At 64.1% G+C, this 17,659-nt stretch carries 16 protein-coding genes, 3 tRNA genes and 1 pseudogene; 12 read left to right on the top strand and 8 right to left on the bottom strand.

Annotation, left to right across the window (positions count from 1 at the left end):
• The first annotated feature begins 80 nt into the window (after window positions 1-80).
• Window positions 81-878 (top strand): ABC transporter permease, encoded by a 798-nt coding sequence (locus tag QFZ40_RS17670; RefSeq protein ID WP_306906984.1) that lies wholly within the window; start codon window positions 81-83, stop codon window positions 876-878.
• A 7-nt stretch (window positions 879-885) separates the two neighbouring features.
• Here the strand turns inward: QFZ40_RS17670 and QFZ40_RS17665 are convergent, their stop codons facing one another.
• From QFZ40_RS17665 to QFZ40_RS17640, 6 genes are all read right to left on the bottom strand, one after another.
• A complete protein-coding gene (locus QFZ40_RS17665) occupies window positions 886-2,562 on the bottom strand; it encodes an FAD-binding dehydrogenase (protein ID WP_306905957.1) in 1,677 nt (558 codons plus the stop codon).
• Between the two features lie 50 nt (window positions 2,563-2,612).
• Window positions 2,613-4,022 carry a C40 family peptidase gene (locus QFZ40_RS17660; protein ID WP_306905956.1) on the bottom strand — a complete coding sequence of 470 codons (1,410 nt, stop codon included), beginning with the start codon at window positions 4,020-4,022 and terminating at the stop codon, window positions 2,613-2,615.
• A 229-nt stretch (window positions 4,023-4,251) separates the two neighbouring features.
• A complete protein-coding gene (locus QFZ40_RS17655; protein WP_306905955.1) occupies window positions 4,252-5,172 on the bottom strand; it encodes a cation diffusion facilitator family transporter in 921 nt (306 codons plus the stop codon).
• Between the two features lie 10 nt (window positions 5,173-5,182).
• Window positions 5,183-5,626 carry a metallopeptidase family protein gene (locus QFZ40_RS17650; protein ID WP_306905954.1) on the bottom strand — a complete coding sequence of 148 codons (444 nt, stop codon included), beginning with the start codon at window positions 5,624-5,626 and terminating at the stop codon, window positions 5,183-5,185.
• A gap of 48 nt (window positions 5,627-5,674) precedes the next feature.
• Complete coding sequence (locus QFZ40_RS17645; RefSeq protein ID WP_306905953.1) at window positions 5,675-6,649, bottom strand: DMT family transporter; 975 nt, start codon at window positions 6,647-6,649, stop codon at window positions 5,675-5,677.
• A 112-nt stretch (window positions 6,650-6,761) separates the two neighbouring features.
• Complete coding sequence (locus tag QFZ40_RS17640) at window positions 6,762-7,808, bottom strand: PHP domain-containing protein (protein WP_306906983.1); 1,047 nt, start codon at window positions 7,806-7,808, stop codon at window positions 6,762-6,764.
• A gap of 169 nt (window positions 7,809-7,977) precedes the next feature.
• On the opposite strand from QFZ40_RS17640, the gene QFZ40_RS17635 reads away from it, so the two are divergent.
• The 3 genes from QFZ40_RS17635 (at window position 7,978) to QFZ40_RS17625 (ending at window position 8,339) form a co-directional block, all read left to right on the top strand.
• A tRNA-Glu gene (locus QFZ40_RS17635) sits at window positions 7,978-8,050 on the top strand.
• Window positions 8,051-8,141: 91 nt separating this feature from the next.
• Window positions 8,142-8,215 (top strand) — tRNA-Asp (locus QFZ40_RS17630).
• A 48-nt stretch (window positions 8,216-8,263) separates the two neighbouring features.
• Window positions 8,264-8,339, top strand: a tRNA-Phe gene (locus QFZ40_RS17625).
• Window positions 8,340-8,490: 151 nt separating this feature from the next.
• Here QFZ40_RS17625 and QFZ40_RS17620 read toward each other — a convergent pair.
• Window positions 8,491-8,922, bottom strand: a complete 432-nt coding sequence (locus tag QFZ40_RS17620) for a toxin-antitoxin system YwqK family antitoxin (RefSeq protein WP_306905952.1) — start codon at window positions 8,920-8,922, stop codon at window positions 8,491-8,493.
• A 533-nt stretch (window positions 8,923-9,455) separates the two neighbouring features.
• Between QFZ40_RS17620 and QFZ40_RS17615 the strand changes: the two are divergent.
• The 7 genes and pseudogenes from QFZ40_RS17615 to QFZ40_RS17585 all read left to right on the top strand — a co-directional run bounded on the left by QFZ40_RS17615 (window position 9,456) and on the right by QFZ40_RS17585 (window position 14,222).
• Window positions 9,456-11,052: pseudogene (locus QFZ40_RS17615) on the top strand (glycoside hydrolase family 68 protein).
• 321 nt (window positions 11,053-11,373) lie between these two features.
• Entirely contained in the window at window positions 11,374-11,850 is a 477-nt protein-coding gene (locus QFZ40_RS17610) for an Asp23/Gls24 family envelope stress response protein (protein WP_306905951.1), read from the top strand.
• Window positions 11,847-12,038 carry a hypothetical protein gene (locus QFZ40_RS17605; protein WP_282329661.1) on the top strand — a complete coding sequence of 64 codons (192 nt, stop codon included), beginning with the start codon at window positions 11,847-11,849 and terminating at the stop codon, window positions 12,036-12,038. The genes QFZ40_RS17610 and QFZ40_RS17605 overlap by 4 nt, the downstream gene beginning before the upstream one ends.
• A complete protein-coding gene (locus QFZ40_RS17600) occupies window positions 12,035-12,415 on the top strand; it encodes a hypothetical protein (RefSeq protein WP_306905950.1) in 381 nt (126 codons plus the stop codon). Before QFZ40_RS17605 ends, QFZ40_RS17600 begins: the two co-directional genes overlap by 4 nt.
• Before the next feature lie 56 nt (window positions 12,416-12,471).
• Window positions 12,472-13,098: a hypothetical protein gene (locus tag QFZ40_RS17595; protein ID WP_306906982.1), complete on the top strand. Its 627-nt coding sequence runs from the start codon at window positions 12,472-12,474 to the stop codon at window positions 13,096-13,098.
• The gene (locus QFZ40_RS17590; RefSeq protein WP_306905949.1) at window positions 13,095-13,706 is read left to right on the top strand and encodes a hypothetical protein; all 612 of its coding nucleotides are present in this window, start codon (window positions 13,095-13,097) and stop codon (window positions 13,704-13,706) included. Before QFZ40_RS17595 ends, QFZ40_RS17590 begins: the two co-directional genes overlap by 4 nt.
• Window positions 13,707-13,940: 234 nt before the next feature.
• Window positions 13,941-14,222 (top strand): hypothetical protein, encoded by a 282-nt coding sequence (locus QFZ40_RS17585; protein ID WP_306905948.1) that lies wholly within the window; start codon window positions 13,941-13,943, stop codon window positions 14,220-14,222.
• A gap of 171 nt (window positions 14,223-14,393) precedes the next feature.
• Here QFZ40_RS17585 and QFZ40_RS17580 read toward each other — a convergent pair whose 3' ends face one another.
• Window positions 14,394-16,235: a glycoside hydrolase family 13 protein gene (locus QFZ40_RS17580; RefSeq protein WP_306905947.1), complete on the bottom strand. Its 1,842-nt coding sequence runs from the start codon at window positions 16,233-16,235 to the stop codon at window positions 14,394-14,396.
• A gap of 126 nt (window positions 16,236-16,361) precedes the next feature.
• On the opposite strand from QFZ40_RS17580, the gene QFZ40_RS17575 reads away from it, so the two are divergent.
• Window positions 16,362-17,654 carry an ABC transporter substrate-binding protein gene (locus QFZ40_RS17575; protein WP_306905946.1) on the top strand — a complete coding sequence of 431 codons (1,293 nt, stop codon included), beginning with the start codon at window positions 16,362-16,364 and terminating at the stop codon, window positions 17,652-17,654.
• Window positions 17,655-17,659 lie beyond the last annotated feature (5 nt).

The following is a 17,659-nucleotide window of genomic DNA, read 5'->3' as shown; positions in this document are numbered from 1 at the left end:
TGCGGGCGGGTGTTCCCGGTGCTGTCCCTGACAGTCCCGCCGGACCATCGGGGAAAGCACCGGCATCGAGTCTTTCCCTTCTGGCATCCGAGCTCAAGGTCCTGTTCAGGCGCCGGCGGACCTGGGCGATGCTGCTGGCACTGGCAGCCATACCGGTGCTGATCGCCGTCGCGGTCAGGCTTTCCTCGCGCGTCCCCGCCGGCAGGGGACCGGCGTTCCTGGACAGGATCACGCAAAACGGGCTGTTCGTGGCGGTCACGGCAATGCTGGTTTCGGTTCCGCTGTTCCTGCCCCTCACCATCGGGGTAGTGGCCGGCGATACCATTGCTGGGGAGGCCAGCCTGGGCACCCTGCGGTACCTGCTGGTGGCACCCGCCGGGCGGGTGCGGCTGCTGCTTGTGAAATACGCAGGGGCGCTGGCCTTCTGTGTCGCCGCGCCAGTCACTGTGGCGCTCGCCGGCGCAGCCATTGGCGGACTGTTCTTCCCCATCGGCCCCGTGACCCTGTTGTCAGGGGACGTTGTCCAGCCTCCGGAAGCAGCGCTCCGACTGGTGCTGATCGCCGCCTACCTTTCGTTATCCCTGGCCGGACTTTCAGCCATCGGCCTCTTCCTGTCCACGCTCACCGTTGTACCGGTCGGGGCGATGGCAGCCACTGTAGTGGTGTCCGTGGTGTCACAGGTCCTGGATCAGCTTCCGCAGCTGGAATGGCTGCACCCCTGGCTTTTCAGCCACTACTGGTTCGGTTTCGCCGACGTCCTGCGCCAGCCAGTGCTGTGGGACTCTTTCGCCAGCAACGCCCTGCTGCAGGCGGGATATGTTGTAGTGTTCGGCGCACTTGCCTACGCGAGGTTCGTCAGCAAGGACGTCCTGTCCTGAGCCGCCTTCAGAGCTGCCGGGCCAGGGAGCGTCCCGCCGTGCGGCCCGTGAAGATGCAGCCGCCGAGGAATGTGCCCTCCAGTGCGTTGTAGCCGTGCGCCCCGCCTCCACCAAAGCCGGCGGCTTCGCCCACGGCATAGAGGCCCGGGATGAGGCTGCCGTCCTTGGCGAACGCCTGCCCGGCGAGGTCGGTCTGGATTCCGCCGAGGGTCTTGCGGGTCACGATGTGCAGCTTCACGGCGATCAGGGGGCCGGCCGCCGGGTCCAGGATTTTGTGCGCCTTGGCGGTCCGGAACAACCTGTCGCCCAGGTAACGGCGGCTGTTGGAGATGCCCATCACCTGGACGTCCTTGGAGTACGGATTTGTCACTTCCGCGTCCCGTTGCAGGATCTGGCGTTCGATCTGCCCATAATCCAGCAGCCGCTCAGCAGTGAGACGGTTCATCCCCGCGACGAGGTCCCGGAGGTTCGCTGCGACGACGAAGTCCGGCCCTTTCGTTTTGAACGCTTCGACAGGCGGTGGTGCGCCGTGACCAAGGCGGCTCCCCAGCATGAGCCTGAAGTCCCGGTTGGTGATGTCAGGGTTCTGCTCCGATCCGGAGAGGGCGAATTCCCGCTCGATGATCTTCTGCGTGAGGATGAACCAGGAGTAGTCGTATTGCGCGATGTCCGGAGTGGCGCGCAGCAGTTTCAGCGTGCCCAATGTGTCGTATCCGGGAAATCCGGGCGCGGGAAGTCGACGCCCCAGTGCATCGAACCACAAGGACGAGGGCCCGGGCAGGATCCGGATGGCGTGGTAGGGCCAGATCGGGTTCCAGTTCCGAATCCCTTCGGTGTAGTGCCACATCCTGTCGCGGTTGACCAGCCGTACGCCGGCATCATCAGCGATGTCGAGCATCCGCCCGTCGACGTGTTTGGGTACCCCCGTGATCATGGTTGCCGGCGGAGTTCCCAGGCGCTCGGGCCACCATTTGCGTACCTGGTCATGATTGCCGCCAATTCCGCCTGTCGCGATGATTACCGCCTGTGCGGTTAGTTCGAATTCGCCTGCCTTGTCACGGTTTGACGTGACTCCCCGCGCCGCGGAGTCTGGTGCGAGTATTGTCCCGTGCACGCCGGTGACCGTGTTGCCGGTGAAGGTGAGGCCGTCCACCTGATGGCGGAAGTGGAAGGTAACGCGCCCCTCTGCTGCCGCCGCACGGGCTTTGTCGGCAAACGGTTCGGAGATTCCCGTACCTGTTCCCCAGGGGACGTGGAAGCGGGGTACGGAGTTGCCGTGGCCGCCGGCCCGGCCGTCCCCGCGCTCGGCCCAGCCGACGAGCGGGGTGAACCTGACGCCTTGCTCCTGCAGCCATGGCCGCTTCTCACCGGCGGCGAATTCAACATAGGCGCGGCCCCACTTCTGCGCCCACTCGTCGTCGGGCAGATGTCCTGTCAGGCGGTCCCATCCGGCGCTGCCCTGCCAGTCCTGCCAGGCGAGATCAAAGGAATCCCTGACTCCGAAGCGTCGCTGCATCGGGGTGTCGACCATGAAGAGGCCGCCGAATGACCAGAAGGCCTGGCCGCCAAGGTTGGCCGGATTCTCCTGGTCCAGGATCGCGACCCGTTTGCCTGCCCGGACCAGCTCATTGGATGCCACCAGGCCTGCGAGGCCGCCTCCGACGATGATGACATCAGCGTCCACGCCAATCCGCCTCCTCTTCAACCCGGCCGGTACTGCTGACGCAGGGCCCGCTAATAGCGTGCCACGTACGGGTACAGCTGCATCCCGGCCATCCGGCTCAGCTGGGTGACCTCGATGCCTTCCTCCGGATTCAGCGCCTGGACCACCTGGCCGCTGCCGAGATAGATCGCCACGTGGTAGAAGTCCGGCGCCGAGCCCCATACCAGCAGGTCGCCGCGCTGCGCCTGCGAGAGTGGCACATGTACAGGGGCGGCGGCGTACTGCTGGGACGCAGTGCGGGGAAGGTATTTGCCCGCTGCGGCGAATGCCGTCTGTACCAGTCCGGAGCAGTCAAAACCGTACGGTCCGGTGCCGCCGTACTGGTAGAAGTACGGTGCGCCGGTTTTGCTCAGGGCGACCGAAATGGCGGTCTCATTGGTCCCGCCCGGCGCCGGCGCCGGAAGCACGGGTGCCGGACCAGGAGCTGGAGACACTGGTGCCGGGGCAGGAGCGGGAGCAGGAGCCGGCGCGGCGGGCGCCGGGGCAGGAGCCGGCGGAGCGGGAGCAGGAGCCGGTGCGGCGGGCGCCGGGGCAGGAGCCGGCGGAGCGGGAGCCACAGGCGCAGGGGCCGGACTTCCTCCACCAGGGCCAGCCGCCTGTCCTGCCGCGACATCGTCCGCTGCCGCCGTGAGGGAAGCCAGCCGGGCTTCCTCGCGCTGCCGGTCGAGGGCATCAACGCGCGCTGACTCCAGCGCGACCGTCGTGTTCCGGAGCTGCGCCAGCTGGTCCACCAGGACTGTTCGTTGGGCCTTGGCATCAGCCACTGCCTTGACCTGTGCAGCGTTGGCCTGTTCGGCCTCAGTCTTGCGGGCTTCCGCATTCGCTGCCGCATCAGCCGCGGCCCGGTTCGCGTCCTCGGCCGCGGCTGTCAGGGAGCGCGCCTCAGCGGCTGCTGTTTCAGCCGATGTGAAAGCGCGGCTGCGGCTGGCCGAAATAGCCTCCAGGGTTGCAGCCTGCGACAGGATTTCTCCCCCGCCGCTCATGAACGTGCTGAGGGCCGGGTTCATGCCGCCGTTGCGGTACAGATCCCCGGCGAGCTGGCCGACCTGCTGCCGGGTCCTGTCCTGCTCCGCTCCCGCAGCCTTCGCCTTTGCCGTGGCGACAGCTGCCGCCGACTGTCGCGACTGCAGTTCCACCAGGGCGTCGCCGTAGGAGTTGTTGGCCTTCAGGGCAAGGGCAAAAGTCGTCTCCTGCGCGCTCGCTGCATCCGCCAGGATGGCTTCGATGGACGTGACCTCGTTCGCCGTCGCGCTTTCATTGGATTTTGCTGCCGCGATGTCATCGGGGGAAGGCATGTCAGGGGAGGCCGGCCGCTGGATGGCAGGCGCCGGGGCCGCCTGGGCGGGCAAGGGGAGGGTCCCGAAAAGTACGACGGCGGCGCATAGTACGGCGGCCTTCCGGCCGGATCGGGTCAATCCCATTCGCAGAACCTCGCAACGTCGTCAGGCCGGGGGAGCGAGGATGTGGTGTGCGGCAGAAAGACGCCCCTCTGCTGATCGCCCAGCAGGTCCGAGGCTACGTGACCCCTTGCACTTTGGCAACAGGAGTCACATCAATAACATAAACAACAAATATGGGATTTGGGGCGGATTTGGCCCGGCGTGTCGGCACTCCTGCCCTCCGGCAGACCCGCGTTCCCCGGACTTGCTGCTACGCGTGCTGGCGGGACTCGTGCTCGGAATGGCTGGCTGGCTCCAGCTGGAAAGTGCAGTGTTCGGTGTCGAAGTGCGATCCGAGGCAGGTGGTGAGTTTATCCAGCACCTGGTCAGTGCCGCGGGCGTTGAGGACTCCGTCCTCCACCACCACGTGCGCGGAAAACACGGGCACTCCGGAGGTGATGGTCCAGATATGGATGTCGTGGACGTCCACCACTCCGTCTACGGAGAGGATGTGTTCGCGGATCATCTGCACCTCCACCCCTTTCGGGCTGGCCTCAAGCAGAACGTCCACCACGTCACGCAGCAGGCTCCATGCCCGTGGCAGGATCATCAGGGCTATCAGGACGGATGCAATGGTGTCAGCGGCCTGGTACCCGGTCATGAGGATAACCACAGCCGCGATGATGACCGCGAAGGAGCCGAGCAGGTCGCCGAGCACTTCGAGGTAGGCGCCGCGGACATTCAGGCTGTCCTCATGTGCGCCATGCAGGATCAGCAGGGACACCAGGTTCGCCACAGCCCCCAGGATCGCGGCAAAAAGCATGATGTTCGTCTGGACTTCGGGGGCAGACCCGATGCGCCTGATTGCCTCTGTGAAGATCACCACCGAGATCACGATGAGGATCAGCGCGTTGGCCAGCGCTGCCAGCACCTCGGCGCGCTGGTAGCCGTACGTCCGCAGGTCGCTGGCCGGCCGGCCAGCGATCCACGAAGCCAGGAGGGCGATGGTCACGCCGGCGGCGTCAGAGAGCATATGGCCTGCATCCGCCAGCAGGGCAAGCGAACCGGAGAGGAGCGCGCCCACCACCTGGACCACCACCACTGCCAGGGTGATGGACAGGACGGCGGTGAGCCGCTTACGGTGGCGGCCGGTTGCCGTGATCCCGTGGGTGTGGCTGTGGTCGTGTCCCATGCCTACAAGGCTAATCCCACCCGAGCTCATGCAGCCGCTCGTCCCCGATGCCGAAGTGGTGCGCCACCTCATGGATTACCGTCACGGCCACTTCCTCGATCACCTCGTCGCGGGAAGCGCAGATCTCCAGGATGGGCCGGCGGAAGATGGTGATGCGGTCCGGGAGCGATCCGGCGTCCCACCAGGAGTCCCTGTCGGTCAGCGGCACGCCCTCGTAAAGCCCCAGCAACACAGTGTCCGGGTCCTCGTCAGGTCCCGGAACATAATCGTCCTCAACGAACACGGCGACGTTGACCATGGCGCCGGCAATCTTGGCCGGAATCCGGTTCAACGCGGCAGTAACAGCAGACTCGAAGTCGTCAGCGGACATGTCAAACCCGTCGGGATCCTGTGGACCATCACCCCGTGAACCATCGGGGATGATGGGCAGTCCGGGCGGCAGATTGGCGGGCATATCCCTGACTCTAGCGGGAACCAGGAACATCGGGGCCGGTGAAGTCGTTTAGACGTGACGGGTTCCCCGCTCCCTGGGCCGGCGCCTGGTGAGGCCCACGCCTACCAGGCAGACGGCTCCTCCCACGAGCCCCCAGGTGGTGGGAACCTCGCTCAGGACCAGCCATGAGATCAGGATGGTAGTACCCGGCACTAGATAAGTGGTCGCCGCAAGCTTGCCGGCATCAATCAGGGACAGTGCATAGGCCCACGTCGTGAAAGCGATGGCAGTGGGGAAAACACCGAGGTAGGCGAGGCCCAGGGTTGCCGGCAGCGGGGCGACCTGCAGTTCGGACACCAGTTGGCCGGTAAACGGCAGGCAGCAGAGAGCCCCCACCATGATGCCGAACCAGGTGGCCTGCCCGGCAGGAAATTTCCGCAGGACAGGCTTCTGGATGATGACGCTGACAGCGGCAAGCACGGCGGCAAGGAGGCAGAGCAGCACTCCCGCCACATCCGCCGTCGGACGTTGCCCTGAACCGGGACCCGAGCCGGCACCCGGACCCAGCGCTATCAAAGCGACGCCGCCGAACGCCACCAGGCTGCCGATGATCAGCCAGCGCGGGAATCCCTCCTTGAGGAAGATCCCTGCCATGGCGGCAACGAGGATCGGCGCGACGTTGATCAGCATCGCGCTGGTTCCGGCGTCCAGCAGGTGCTCCGCGGCGTTCAAGGCCACGTTGTATCCACCGAACCACATCACCCCGTAAGCCAGGATGGGCCACCATTCGCGGCCCTGCGGCAGGATCCTGCTCTTACGCAGCTGCGGCAGCACCAGGGCGCCGAGCACGACGGCGGCAACCGCGAGCCTGCCCAGCGTCAGGGAACCGGGGGAGAAGGTGGGGCCGATGGCCCGGATGCCCACGAAGGCCGAAGCCCAGAGCACCACGGTGACCACCACGGCCACAAGCCCCGGAACGTTGACGCTGCGGCCTGCCGGAATGACGGCTGCTGACTCTTTGGACTGTGTGGGGGTGCGTGCCATGCAGCCAATCTAGTCCGGGTCCGGCTTGCGTGGCTGGCGGAAATCGGCCACGTCTAGTCGAGTTCCTGCCAAAGCTGGCCGGTGCGACCTAATGTGGCTCCGGAGGGCCCGGTTAGCTGCCTGAAGACCAGTCCAGGAGCTTCGCCAGCGGCCAGGTGGTAACAATGCGCTCGGCGGGAACGTTGTTCAGGGTTGCCCGCTCTGCACCGTACTGCAGAAAGTCCAGCTGACCTGGCGCGTGGGCATCGCTGTCGATCGAGAACAGGCAGCCGGCGTCGAGGGCCAGCCGGATCAGCTCGTCGGGCGGATCCTGCCGCTCCGGCCTGGAGTTGATCTCCACGGCCACATTGTGTTCGGCGCATGCTTCAAACACTCTCCTGGCATCAAATTCCGACGGCGGACGGGTCCCGCGCGATCCCTCAACGAGTCGGCCGGTGCAGTGGCCCAGCACGTTCGTGTGCGGATCGCGGATACCCTTCAGCATCCGCTCGGTCATGGTCGCCCGGTCCGAGCGGAGCTTGGAATGGACGCTGGCCACCACGATGTCCAGCCGGTCCAGCAGCTCCGGCTCCTGATCCAGCTCACCGGTCTCCAGGATGTCCACCTCGATGCCGGTCAGCAGCCGGAAGGCCTTGCCGTTCGCCGTCCCGGCGGCGTGTGGAGCGTCCGAATTCATGGCCGCCACCACCCCGAGCTGTTCGGTCAGCCGCTCCGCGCTGAGCCCGTTGGCGATTTTCAGGTTTGGCGAGTGGTCTGTCAGGGCAAGGTACTCGTGCCCCAGGAGGCGGGCAGTGCCGGCCATCAGGGATATGGGGGAGCCGCCATCGGACCAGTCGCTGTGGCTGTGAAGGTCGCCGCGGAGTGCTGCGTGGAGCTCTCCGCCGGCGCCTTCAGCGAGCGGCCCGGCGTTGCGCTGGCGGAGGTCTTCGAGGTAGTCAGGGACGGCGCCGTCCACTGCCTGGCGGATCACCTGGTAGGTTCTGTCCCCGATGCCCTTCATGCTTTTGAGCCGGCCGTCCCGGGCCCTCGCCTCAACTTCGCCAGGGTCCATCCGGCTGATGATGTCCGCGGCTTTCCGGAAGGCCTGGACCTTAAAAGTGGCCGCGCGTCCGCGTTCCAGCCAGTAAGCAATCTCGTTGAGAGCGTCAGCGGCATCCATCTGTCCATCTTCGCCGCTTCCCGCTGGTTTGTTCATGGGGTGCCGGCCGATTTTGGATAATTCCTGACGAAGCCCTATAGTTTTAGAGTCCAGTTCGGAGAAACAGCAAAAGGACAAAGACTGAGAGCCTCGGCTCGAAGCCTTTTTATTTTGTTCCGAACGGGTTCTGGCCCCCATCGTCTAGCGGCCTAGGACACCGCCCTTTCACGGCGGCGGCACGGGTTCGAATCCCGTTGGGGGTACGCAAGGAACTGGTCAGGCAGGCTGTAAATGTCTGGTAGGCTGGAGGCCTTGAAAAAATGCGGTAGCGATACCGCGAAGCAAGAAAAGCAAGGCCCTGTAGCGCAGTTGGTTAGCGCGCCGCCCTGTCACGGCGGAGGTCGCGGGTTCAAGTCCCGTCAGGGTCGCTCTGATTGCCGGAAGGAATTCCGGCCGTCATGGTGACTAGTCACCTAGGCTCTGTAGCTCAGTTGGTAGAGCGTTCGACTGAAAATCGAAAGGTCACCGGATCGACGCCGGTCGGAGCCACCACTGGGAAGCATCAGCTCTTCGGAGCTGGTGCTTTTCTTCTTTAACCGCGTCTAACCCCGGCTGGCTTCTGCCGTGCGACCTTTTCCCCGCCTTATGGACTTTTCCCCGTGGAAGCCGAGGGGGAAAAGTCCACCCGGCGGGGTTCCGTGACCTACAGGTACTTGTCGTAGGCTTCCCTGAACTTGAGCAGGATACCGAACTGCGAGCTGGGATCCGCCGGATCCAGGGCGAACTCGCTAATCAGCGCCCCGTGCTCGTTGTACTCCCTCTCATTGATACGGACGCCCCATTCATAGTTCCCGTCCACGGCGAGCTGGCCGTTGGCATGCCACTTCCTGCAATTGCCGTGCATGGCGCCAAGGCGGCAGGTGAACTGCGAACGCAATCGGCCTTGCTCGTCCCAGCTGCGGGACAGGCCGTCGCTGAGGCCATCCCTGTACGTCGTTTCGCTCTCGATGGCGCCACTCGGAAAGCGCCACACTTCGATGCCCGTGAATGGTTCGTCGTTCCAGGTCTGCAGCTGGCCCTCCCACTCGAGGTCGTCGCCTTCGACCCGCGGCAACGAGGCTGATCCAGTTACCATGTTTGCCGCCTTTCGGGAGGTGCCGTTGATCTGGTGGTGCGGCCCGAAAATAACCAGGGCTCCCTGCTGAAGATTCCTGAGTGCAGGCCTCCCAGGGCGAGCCCAATCCGGGCAGACGCTTAAGAGCCTAAGTCACCATTGGAGTACTCGATTGTAGGAACACCTTTCCGCGGATGCCCGGACGTGAACCTTCTCACTAAACGGGATTTGCCTTGCAACATTTGACTGACACTAAACGCCTGTGGCACGCGCGCGTGCTACTCATGTAAGCGCTTGCACTTGTTCGCGCTCACATGATTTTGCGCCATGCGAAACAGCGTTTGAATGGCTGGCAGGGCGTGCATATCGTGGAGGCAGGCCAGGAAATCGGCATCCTCCTGACCCATCACTCGGGGCCTTACCCAAGCCCCGCACCCCCGACACAACGGCGTCCTCGATGACGCATGCCGTGTTGTCGGGGCCGCCGGAGTTTCGAGGACCAGGGCACCAGCCCGTCTTCCACGAATAGTTTCAACTCCGCGAGAAGAGCAAACATGCACAAGCACCCCAATTCACCCCGGATGCTGCGGTGGAGTCCGGCCGCCGCAGCACTGGCGGCGGCCATTGCCGCCTCGGCCTTCCTGGCCGTGCCATCGGCACAGGCCAACGAACCGTCAGATCCGCCCGCCGCGCAGCAGATGCCGGCGCCAACCCCCGGTTTTCCCCTCCCCACCGAGCACACCCAGCAGGCCCATGACCCGGCGTCTGACTTCACCTCGAAGTGGACCCGCGCGGACGCCAAGCAGATCATGGCCCAGAGCGATTCGACCGTAACTCCCGGCCAGAACTCCATGAGCCCGGATGTCACGATGCCGGAAATCCCCGAGGATTTCCCCGCCATGAACGACGACGTCTGGGTCTGGGACACCTGGTCCCTGACGGATGAAAACGCGAACCAGATCAGCTACAAGGGTTACGATGTGATCTTCTCGCTGGTCGCGGACCACCACCGCCGGCTACGGCTTTGACCAGCGCCACTGGAATGCCCGCATCGGCTACTTCTTCCGCAAGACCAACGCTGATCCTGCCAAAGACAAATGGAACTACGGCGGCCATCTGTTTGTTGATGGTTCTTCGATCGGGAACACCGAATGGTCTGGTTCCACCCGGCTGATGCAGGGCGACCACGTCAACGTCTTCTACACGGCAACCACGTTCTACGACGTGGCTGCGCGCAACGCAGGAGGCGGCGGAATCGCCCCCGACGCCGCCATCGCCAAGGCCCTCGGTAACATCCACGCCGACAAGAACGGCGTGTCGTTCGACGGCTTCCAGCACACCAAGCTGCTTGAGCCGGATGGAAAGATGTACCAGACCAAAGCGCAGAACGCCGGTTTCGCCTTCCGCGATCCCTACACTTTCGCGGACCCGGCACACCCCGGGAAGACCTTCATGGTCTTCGAGGGAAACACCGGCGGCACCCGCGGCGAATACCGCTGCAAGCAGGAAGACCTGGGCTACAAGCCGGGCGACGCGAACGCCGAAAGCCTGGACCAGGTCAACAACACCGGTGCCTGGTTCCAGACCGCCAACGTTGGACTCGCCGTGGCAGACAACAAGGACCTGACCAAGTGGTCCTTCCTGCCTCCCCTCCTGTCGGCAAACTGCGTCAATGACCAGACCGAGCGTCCGCAGATCTTCATCCAGAACGAAGGCGGCAAGAACAAGTACTACCTGTTCACCATCAGCCACCAGTTCACCTATGCAGCAGGGATGCGCGGGCCCGACGGTGTCTACGGCTTCGTCGGCGACGGCGTCCGTTCCGACTACCAGCCGATGAACAACAGCGGCCTGGCCCTGGCCTCGCCGACCGACCTGAACATGCCGGCCAACGCTCCGGAAGGTCCCAACCCGCTGCAGAACGGCCGCCAGTTCCAGGCCTACTCGCACTACGTGCAGCCCGGAGGCCTGGTGCAGTCCTTCATCGACAACGTGAACGGCGTCCGCGGAGGATCCCTTTCACCCACCGTGAAGATCAACTTCCGCAACGGAATCTCGCAGGTTGACCGCAGCTTCGGCCAGAACGGCCTCGGGCCGTACGGCTACCTTCCCACCAACGTCCGCGTCGGCGGCGAGGGTCTCTACAAGTAACCTGCACCCTACGGCAGGCAGCGGCCCTCCAACGTGCTGGCCGCAAGCAAGCGGGAACGTCCGTGCATCACGGGCGTTCCCGCCTTCACATTCTGGTCCGAGATCGCGGGAACGCTGCGGGCTCGCTGTAGCGCAACAGCGTTCCCGGGGCTGGTCCCGCGAACTCGATCATCCAGCACCGGCAGCAGGCGGGTCCTGAACTCCAAATCACGAACAGGTCCTTCCGACGGCGCGGAATCTCACAGACGGACTTGCCATGGATTCCAGCGCGCCGTCAGGGGCAAGCGATAGGGTTGGGATCAACAGAAGGGGGAGTGCCAGATGGAATACCAGAACCCACAACCCGATGCGGGTGCTCACAACCACCTTGCCGCCAATCCGGCGCCGTTGCCGGTCCCGGAACAGGGCCGCACCGTCATCTCTGAAACTGCCGTCGCCAAGGTTGCAGGCATAGCTGCCAGGTCGGTGCCGGGAGTCTACTCCCTTGGCTCCGGGTCTTCCCGTGCCCTCGGAGCCATCAGGGACGCAGTGGGCAGTTCCGATCATGCGGCCGGCGTCCATGCCGAGGTCGGGGAGACCCAGGTGGCCGTGGATATCAATCTGGTTGCCACGTACGGTACGCCGCTCTACTCCCTTGCTGACCAGGTCAGAGCCGCTGTGTTCCGGGCAGTTGAGGAGCTTGTTGGCCTTCAGGTCATCGAGGTGAACGTTGAAATCACCGATGTGTATGTGGCGCCGCCGGTGAAGCACTCGGCTGCAGGTACTGCAGTCACTGGCGAAAGGGAGGGGCTGCTGTGAACCTGACTGTGGTGGGAATCGCCATAGGCGCCTTTGTGGCCTATATGTCCTTCCAGTTCGGGCTGTGGGGCTTCCTGGTGTCACTGCTTTTCATGGCCATCGGTGCACTGCTTGGCCGTGCTGCGGAAGGGAAACTGGACCTGCGCGGCGTCCTGGACGCCATCATCGGCCGGCGCTCCTCCTCATGAGCTCACCTGTTCCTTCCCTGCGGGGGCAGGTCCTGGCCGGCCACAACCGCATCAGTACACAAGCCCTGACAAGCCTTGCCCAGGCGGCGGCCGCCGAGGCCTTGGGCGTGGAAGCGCAGGATGTCCGGGCAGACTGGTCGGACGACGACGGCCTGCTGGCGCTATCGCTGGTGACACCGATTAAAATTCCCTCCCTGAAGGCAGTAGCACTGGACGCAGGCCGCGTGGCAGGGTTCGGGGGGTCCGTCTGGGACCGGACTGTGGCCGCCAAAGCCCGGATCCTGGCCACCGTTTCCGTCCTTAGCGGTGCCAATCTGAGCCGGGTGGACATCCGGATCAGCGGCGCCAGGATCAGTGAAGGGGGCCGGGTCCAGTGAGCAGTCCACTGAGCAGCGGACAAGTGAACAGGCGTTCAGCCAATGCCGGACCCGACATGCGCAGGATTCTCTACCGCGAGACCCATTCCACCCGTGCCGCTGTCGCAACGGTGGCTGGGCTCCTTGTCATGGTGCTGGCCGCCTACGGGATGCTGGAAGCAGGCGTGCACGCCATCGGCCAGCCCGCATGGCTGATCGAGCCCCAGGTGGCAGCGGAGCGCATCGTGGCGCTGCCCGCCGGAATATCTCCCGCCCTCCTCGGTGTCATAGGTGCTGTGCTGGCCATGGCCGGGCTCTTCTTTCTCCTTAATGCCCTCCTTCCGGGCCGGCGTGCCCGGCACGTGCTTGATGGCCGCTATGGGGGCCAGGCAGTTGAACAAGTCCCGGGCCTGGAAGAGCCACCGGCAGTCCGGGGAAACGGTCCCCTGGTGGTGGTCGACGACGAGGTGATCGCATCCGCCCTGGCACGAAGTGCCAGGCTCGCCGCCAACGTCACGCCTGAACAGGTGATGGTGGTGGTTTCCCGGCATCAGGTCATCGTGAACGTGCGTCCAACTTCAGGAGTGCCTGTGGATGAAACCTCTGTGCTGGCGGCGGTTCAGGAAGAGCTTGGCGAGATGGCACTGATCCCCGCTCCGGATGCCCGGATCAATGTGTCAACATCCGGGGTGATTGGCGCGTGAACAGCACCCCGACCCTTCTTAACAGGATCCTGATCGGCATCCTGGGGCTGATGCTTCTGGCTGTGGGCCTACTGTTGATGCTGTTGGCCTCTGTTCCGGCCGTGGCCACGTGGTGGCACTCCCGGGCCGGTTCAGTCTGGAGCGGAATCAACCGGGCCTTTGACAGCACCCGCTTCCCCGGCCGCCCGGAAAGCTGGCTGTGGTTGGTGGTGGCGTTTGCCCTGCTGGTACTGATCGGCCTGATGGTTGCCTGGATTGCCCAGCAGGGAAAGGGCAAAAACAACCTGTTGGCTGCGGAATACGATTCCGGCACTGTGACCGGAGATGTCATGATCGGCGGAGGAGTGGCTGAGCAGGCGCTGAAGCACGCCCTTGCCGGACGTCCTGACCTGGCAGGGGCGACGGTGGTAACTTACGATGTCCAGGGCAGTCCTGCCCTGAAGGTCAGGCTCCAGCCCCGCCAGGGGGTTGCCCCGCATCTCCTTGCAGCCGAGGTAGCCGCCTTAGTGGATGCGTTGGACGCGGTGGTGGGCAAAAGGACCCCTGTCCTAATTCATATCGGCGCCGGAGCCCGGACCCGTTTCAGCCGGGCCGAGCGCGTCCGCTGACGGGCCCTGCCGCTGCATATACCTTTCTTCCGCTTCCTTACCGTGATTGGGCCGCTGTTGTCATGTCAACGTGCCCAGGTGACCTCCGCCAGGGCGGGATGTTGCACCGGGACGGGGCCCTGGCCTTAGTGTGTGGTGCGGGGGACAGCTGATCTTCTCCAGGCGGGCGGCCATCGTCTGCCGCCGGGGCAACCGTGCCCGGATGGATTTTGCCGGGAAACCAAGGAGAACATCATGAGTGAAGAAGTAACTGGCAGCGGAGCGGCCAAAGACGGAATCGAAGGCGCCGCCGAGAAAGCCAAGGAGTTCGCCGGCGAGGCCACGGAGAAAGCCAAGGAGTTCGCTGGCGAGGCTACGGAGAACGTCAAAGAGTTCCTCAGCGGAGACTTGGCTGAAAACGCCAAGGAGCTGGCCGGGGATGTCAGCGAAAACGTCAAGGAACTGGCCGGTGGAGTGGCCGAAAACGTGAAGGGGATCGGTTCCAGGATCGCCGGGCTGTTCAGGAGCGCCAAGTAGGGCCGAGCAGGGCTAATCCCTTCGGATTGCCTGAAGGGACACATTTGCAGGAATACACCTGAAAGGACGCCGCGCTCCCAAGGAGCCCGGCGTCCTTTCCTGGCACATCTGTCCTTGTTGCCTCTTCCAGATACGCTCTTTTACGGTTGGCTCCCGCGTCCCCGGTCCGAATCAGTGGGCCTGCAGATAAACAGTGCAGTTGGGGGCCACGTCGGCCGATGCAGGAGATACGGCAGATTCAGGCGCGCTGGACAGCGCCACGCTGAACCCCTCGGGGACAGCGACCGGGCTCGTGCCGAGGTTGGCAAATACCAGGACATCGCCATTGTGGAAGGCCAGGATGCCGCGCGCGGGCTGATGGACCTCCGCCCATTGAAAGGTTCCGGAGCCCAGGTTGTGCTCCGCACGTAGCTTCAGTGCCGAACGGTAGAGCTCCAGTGTGGAGCCTGCGACGCCGTCCTGCCGGTCGGCGGCGAGCTCACCAAAGGAATCGGGCTGGGGGAGCCAGGGGGCGGCGGGCATGCGGTGACCTGCACCGCCGTCGGACGCCGGGGCCGCGGTGAACGTCTCCGCGAAGCCGTAACCGGGCTCGTCCGCCTTCCAAGGGAGCGGGACCCGGCAACCGTCCCGGCCGATTTCCGCACCGTTGGTCCGGAAGAAGGTGGGGTCCTGGCGGGCCTCATGCGGCAGCGTGGTGTGCTCCGGAAGGCCGAGTTCCTCGCCCTGGTAAACATAGGCCGAGCCTGGCAGCGCCAAAGAGATCAGCGTGGCAGCGCGGGCCCGCGCCAGCCCAAGGGCGGCGTCGGGCTGCTCGTCCTCTGCGGCGATGCCCTTGGGGAACGTGGTGGGATCCTTCAGCCCGAACCGGCTGGTGTGCCGGACGGTGTCGTGGTTGCTCAGAACCCAGGTGGAGGGGGCTCCCACCGAAGCGGCGGCCGTTAAGGACGCCTCAATCGCCTCGGCCATCCGCTCCGCATCCCAGCCGGCCAGGAGAAAATCGAAATTGAAGGCCTGCTGCATTTCATCCTTCCGGATATACCTGACCAGCCGCTCCGCCGGTTCAACCCAGGCTTCCGCCACCAGCATCCGGTCCCCTTCGTAGGAGGCGAGCAGCCGGTTCCAGTCACGGTAGATCTCGTGGACGCCGTCCTGGTCAAAAAACGGGGAGGGCGGATACACCGGTGACACTGCGCGGTGCGGTTCCTGTGCCTCCGAATGCGCTCCGGGAGCCTCTCCGGGCGGCGTGTGCGCGGCACCGGGAGCCGCTCCGGAAGTGCCTTCCACCATTGCGGCCAGACCATCCCAATCGGGAAGGCTCTCTTCTTTGACCATTCCGTGTGCCACGTCCACCCGGAAGCCGTCCACTCCGCGGTCCAGCCAGAAGCGCATGACTGACCGCATCTCCTCCCGGACCTCTGCGTTGTTCCAGTTCAGGTCCGGCTGTTTGGTGTCGAAAAGATGGAGATACCAGTCACCGGGGCTGCCGTCGGCCTCCGTGACCCTGCTCCAGGCCGGGCCGCCGAAGATCGATCTCCAGTTGTTGGGAGCGAGCCCGCCGTCCCCGGAACCGGGGACCTTGTCCCTGCCCGGGCGGAAGATGTAGCGGTCACGCTCTGCGGATCCCGGCGGGGATGCCAGCGCCTGCCGGAACCACACATGTTCGTCCGACGTGTGGTTCGGAACAAGGTCCACAATGACTTTCAGCCCTAGGTGGTGAGCTTTCTGCAACATTGCGTCGAAGTCGGCCAACGTGCCGAAAAGCGGGTCAACATCGCGATAGTCCGCAACGTCGTAACCGGCATCGGCCTGAGGGGATTTATAGAAGGGTGACAGCCATACGGCATCCACGCCCAGGCGCTGCAGATAGGGCAAACGCGCCGTCACTCCGCGGAGATCACCCATGCCGTCGCCGTTGGCATCCGCGAAGGAACGCGGGTAGATCTGGTACACAACGGCATCCGCCCACCAGGACGTGATGGCGGAGCCGGGGGTAGGAACGGTCTTGTGCCGCATTTGGTTCCCTCTCAGGTAACGTTTTGATGTAAACGCTTGCATTTCTCACCGCAACGTTACTAGTGTGATGGTCACCACATCAAGCACACTGCGACTTTACATGTCACTCAGCGAGGAGCTCTAAGAATGAAAAACCGTAGATTCTTACTTCCGGCGGCAACCGCCGGCATCCTGGCCCTGACACTTTCCGCATGTGGCGGCGGAGGAGGGGGCACCACCGGTGGAGGTGGCGGGGGCGGCGATGCAGGCGCCAACCTGGATGGCCGCGGCCCCATTACGTATGTCCAGGGCAAGGACAACAGCAACGTTGTCCGCCCCCTGGTAGAAAAGTGGAATGCTGCCCATCCGAACGAGAAGGTCACTTTCAAGGAGCAGACCGACCAGGCTGACCAGCAGCACGACGATCTCGTCCAGAACTTCCAGGCCAAGAACGCCAACTACGACGTCGTGGACGTTGACGTCGTGTGGACGGCAGAATTCGCCGCGAAGGGCTGGTTGCAGCCGCTGAAGGACAAGATGGCCCTGGACACCAGCGCCATGCTGAAGCCGACAGTTGACAGCGCCACCTACAAGGGCACGCTTTACGCTGCACCGCAGACCTCCGACGGCGGCATTCTTTACTACCGTAAGGACCTTGTTCCGACTCCTCCCAAGACGTGGGACGAGATGATGAGCATGTGCTCCATCGCCAAGGCCAACAACATCGGCTGCTACGCAGGCCAGTTCACCAAGTATGAAGGCCTCACAGTCAACGCTTCCGAAGCCATCAACTCCGCAGGCGGCTCGGTTCTGAACGACGACGGCAAACCGAACCTGAATACCGCGGAGGCCAAGGCCGGACTCGAGAACCTGGTGAAGGCGTACGCGGACGGCAACATCCCGAAGGAAGCCATCACCTACCAGGAGGAACTCAGCCGGCAGGCCTTCCAGGGCGGCAAGCTGCTCTTCCTGCGCAACTGGCCCTATGTTTACAACCTGGCCACCACAGAAGGTTCCTCTGCTGTGAAGGACAAGCTGGGAATGGCAGCACTCCCGGGCAAGGACGGCCCCGGGGCTTCATCCCTGGGCGGACACAACATGGCTGTCAGTGTCTACTCCAAGAACAAGGCCACGGCGCTTGATTTCCTGAAGTTCATGACCTCCGAAGAGACCGAGAAGTTCTACGCCACCCAGGGGTCACTGGCTCCAGTGCTCGGCGCCCTGTATGAGGACAAGGACCTCGTGGCGAAGCTGCCGTACCTGCCGGTGCTGAAGACGTCTATTGAGAACGCCGTTCCGCGTCCGGTCACCCCGTTCTACCCGGCCGTCACCAAGGCCATCCAGGAGAACGCTTACTCGGCCATCAAGGGCGAAAAGCCGGTGGATACAGCATTGTCTGATATGCAGAAGTCCATCGAGTCCGCTGGCGCAGGATCGTAGTTTAG

It is taken from the genome of Arthrobacter pascens (assembly GCF_030816475.1).
Lineage (GTDB): Bacteria > Actinomycetota > Actinomycetes > Actinomycetales > Micrococcaceae > Arthrobacter > Arthrobacter pascens_B.
The sequence above is the reverse complement of the archived record's forward strand: the minus strand, read 5'-3'. Positions and strand labels throughout refer to the sequence as shown.

Coding starts and splice junctions, on each gene's coding strand:
- QFZ40_RS17660 (WP_306905956.1), bottom strand. CDS start 4,022: ATGGGATTGACCCGATCCGGCCGGAAGGCCGCCGTACTATGCGCCGCC.
- QFZ40_RS17655 (WP_306905955.1), bottom strand. CDS start 5,172: ATGGGACACGACCACAGCCACACCCACGGGATCACGGCAACCGGCCGC.
- QFZ40_RS17650 (WP_306905954.1), bottom strand. CDS start 5,626: ATGCCCGCCAATCTGCCGCCCGGACTGCCCATCATCCCCGATGGTTCA.
- QFZ40_RS17645 (WP_306905953.1), bottom strand. CDS start 6,649: ATGGCACGCACCCCCACACAGTCCAAAGAGTCAGCAGCCGTCATTCCG.
- QFZ40_RS17640 (WP_306906983.1), bottom strand. CDS start 7,808: ATGGATGCCGCTGACGCTCTCAACGAGATTGCTTACTGGCTGGAACGC.
- QFZ40_RS17620 (WP_306905952.1), bottom strand. CDS start 8,922: ATGGTAACTGGATCAGCCTCGTTGCCGCGGGTCGAAGGCGACGACCTC.
- QFZ40_RS17610 (WP_306905951.1), top strand. CDS start 11,374: ATGGAATACCAGAACCCACAACCCGATGCGGGTGCTCACAACCACCTT.
- QFZ40_RS17600 (WP_306905950.1), top strand. CDS start 12,035: ATGAGCTCACCTGTTCCTTCCCTGCGGGGGCAGGTCCTGGCCGGCCAC.
- QFZ40_RS17595 (WP_306906982.1), top strand. CDS start 12,472: ATGCGCAGGATTCTCTACCGCGAGACCCATTCCACCCGTGCCGCTGTC.
- QFZ40_RS17585 (WP_306905948.1), top strand. CDS start 13,941: ATGAGTGAAGAAGTAACTGGCAGCGGAGCGGCCAAAGACGGAATCGAA.
- QFZ40_RS17580 (WP_306905947.1), bottom strand. CDS start 16,235: ATGCGGCACAAGACCGTTCCTACCCCCGGCTCCGCCATCACGTCCTGG.
- QFZ40_RS17575 (WP_306905946.1), top strand. CDS start 16,362: ATGAAAAACCGTAGATTCTTACTTCCGGCGGCAACCGCCGGCATCCTG.